We start from the raw sequence: 2,737 nt of genomic DNA, 5'->3' as shown, positions 1-2,737 counted from the left end.
AGGATTGGAAAAAAGTGTTTTAAAGTCCACTGTCAGCAGACAATGGACAAAGTTGCTTTTTGGAAACAATTGAGTATAAATCACCAGAAGCTGCAACTAAACCAAATGCAGGAAACGACGTAAATACACCAGCGGATAAAGCTGTAGTAAAAGATCCAGCTAACTTAACTCCAGAAGAGAAGAAAGCGATTGAAGACAAAGTTAAAGCTGTAAATCCAGATGCAACAGTAGTTGTAGATGATAAAGGAAATGCGACAGTCACAACCCCAGAAGGAAAAACAGCAGTAATTCCAGCAGCAGACTTAACTAAATCACCAGAAGAAGCAGCTAAGCCAAATGCAGGAAATGATGTAAATAAACCAGCAGATAAGACAGCCGTTAAAGATCCAGCTAACTTAACTCCAGAAGAGAAGAAAGCGATCGAAGATAAAGTTAAAGCTGTAAATCCAGATGCAACTGTAGTAGTAGACGATAAAGGAAACGCAACGGTCACAACCCCAGAAGGTAAGACAGCAGTAATTCCAGCAGCAGACTTAACTAAATCACCAGAAGCTGCAACTAAACCAAATGCAGGAAACGACATCGTTAAACCAGCAGATAAAACTGTAGTAAAAGATCCAGCTAACTTAACTCCAGAAGAGAAGAAAGCGATTGAAGACAAAGTTAAAGCTGTAAATCCAGATGCAACAGTAGTTGTAGATGATAAAGGAAATGCGACAGTCACAACCCCAGAAGGAAAAACAGCAGTAATTCCAGCAGCAGACTTAACTAAATCACCAGAAGAAGCAGCTAAGCCAAATGCAGGAAATGATGTAAATAAACCAGCAGATAAGACAGCCGTTAAAGATCCAGCTAACTTAACTCCAGAAGAGAAGAAAGCGATCGAAGATAAAGTTAAAGCTGTAAATCCAGATGCAACTGTAGTAGTAGACGATAAAGGAAACGCAACGGTCACAACCCCAGAAGGTAAGACAGCAGTAATTCCAGCAGCAGACTTAACTAAATCACCAGAAGCTGCAACTAAACCAAATGCAGGAAACGACATCGTTAAACCAGCAGATAAAACTGTAGTAAAAGATCCAGCTAACTTAACTCCAGAAGAGAAGAAAGCGATTGAAGACAAAGTTAAAGCTGTAAATCCAGATGCAACTGTAGTAGTAGACGATAAAGGAAACGCAACAGTAACGACACCAGAAGGTAAAACAGCAACAATTCCAGCAGCAGACTTAACTAAATCAGCAGCAGATGCAGGTAAAGAAAATGCAGGAAATGCAGTAAACACACCAGCAGCTAAGGTAGAAGTAAAAGATCCAGCTAAATTAACAGATGAAGAAAAAGCAAAAGTTAAGAAAGCAGTAGAGGATGTAAACCCAGGATCAACTGTAGTAGTAACTGATAAAGGTGATGTAATAGTTACTAAAGGTGATGGAACAGTATTAGTAATTCCAGAATTAGATTTAGTAATTCCAGAAGATAAATTAACTGATCCAACTCAACAAAATGGAGTAAACACACCAGCAACTAGAGTATTAGTTGGAGATAAAGCTAAATTAACAGCTGACGAAATTGAAAAAGTTAAAGAATCAATTAAAGCAGTAAATCCAGGTGCAACTGTAGTAGTAGACGAAAACGGAAACGCAACAGTAACAACTGAAGATGGTAAGACAGCAACAATTCCAGCAGCTCAATTAGTTAAAGATGCTAAAGATGTTGCAACTAAGAACAACGGTGAAAACATCAATGTTGACTTCGAAAAAGAAACAGTAGCAGACTTCAATAACTTAACAGATGCAGAAAAAGAAGCTGCAAAAGCTAAGATTAAAGGAGCAAATGCTGATGTAGTAGAAGTTATCTTCGACAAAGCAGGAAATGCAACTGTAATTACTAAAGATGGTAAAGTTTACACAATCGTAGCTAAAGATATCTTTAGACAACGTCCATATGTACCATCAAATGGTGGCGGCAATAACGGAGCTACTAACACTGATGCAAAAGTGGATAAAGCGAAGTTAGAAGGTGCTATTCGTCAATTAGATGAATTAATCGTTAAAGAATCAGCTAAGCTTGATGCAGAAACTGCAAAAGAAGCGAATGCATTATCAGCAGATGCTAAGAAAGTATTTGCCAATGCAGACGCAAGTCAAGCAGAAGTGGATGCAATGGTTAAACGTATCGAAGGCTTTATGGCGAAAGTTGCTTCATCAACTGATCATGCAACTCCAGCTAACGACCAAGCTGCTCAAACACCAGCTGTAGATACAGCTACTACTCAAGCAGCATCTAATGCTAGTCAAACAGCATCAGCACAAGCAAATGCGCGTAAAGTAGCTAAAGAATTGCCAAATACAGGTACAGCAGATTCTACTGTAGCTATGGTAGCAGCAGCCGCAAGTGCATTACTTGGTCTTGGTCTTGCAGGCCGTCGTCGTAAAGATGACGAAGAAGCTTAATTGGTAAATTGTTTGATAAACATCAGATGATAAATCCGATTTCTAAAGCTTAAGCAAGTATCTCTCACAAGAAAATCTCCTAGCAGGAAAGCCTGCTAGGAGATTTTTGCATTTCAGGAAGTGGACAGCTGACTTGGTAACCAGCTAAGGGTGAAGGTTAGCTGTTCATACTTAACAAAAATCAAAAATTGATGCATGATAGATATATGACACAAGCAACATTTACTACCAATGACAAAAACATTCTCACAAAAGCTCTCAAAGATAAGAAAAATCTGCGCTTTCAT

Annotated in this window: 1 protein-coding gene; it reads left to right on the top strand. The window is 38.7% G+C overall.

Annotation, left to right across the window (positions count from 1 at the left end):
* Window positions 1–59 precede the first annotated feature (59 nt).
* On the top strand, window positions 60–2,450 hold the full coding sequence (locus FGQ53_RS12095) for an LPXTG cell wall anchor domain-containing protein (RefSeq protein WP_229090376.1): 2,391 nt from the start codon (window positions 60–62) through the stop codon (window positions 2,448–2,450).
* The last annotated feature ends 287 nt before the right edge of the window (window positions 2,451–2,737 follow it).

Origin of the sequence: Streptococcus mitis (assembly GCF_005844455.1) — a bacterium.
GTDB classification, from domain to species: domain Bacteria; phylum Bacillota; class Bacilli; order Lactobacillales; family Streptococcaceae; genus Streptococcus; species Streptococcus mitis_BF.
This window is presented reverse-complemented; position numbering and strand designations above follow the sequence as displayed.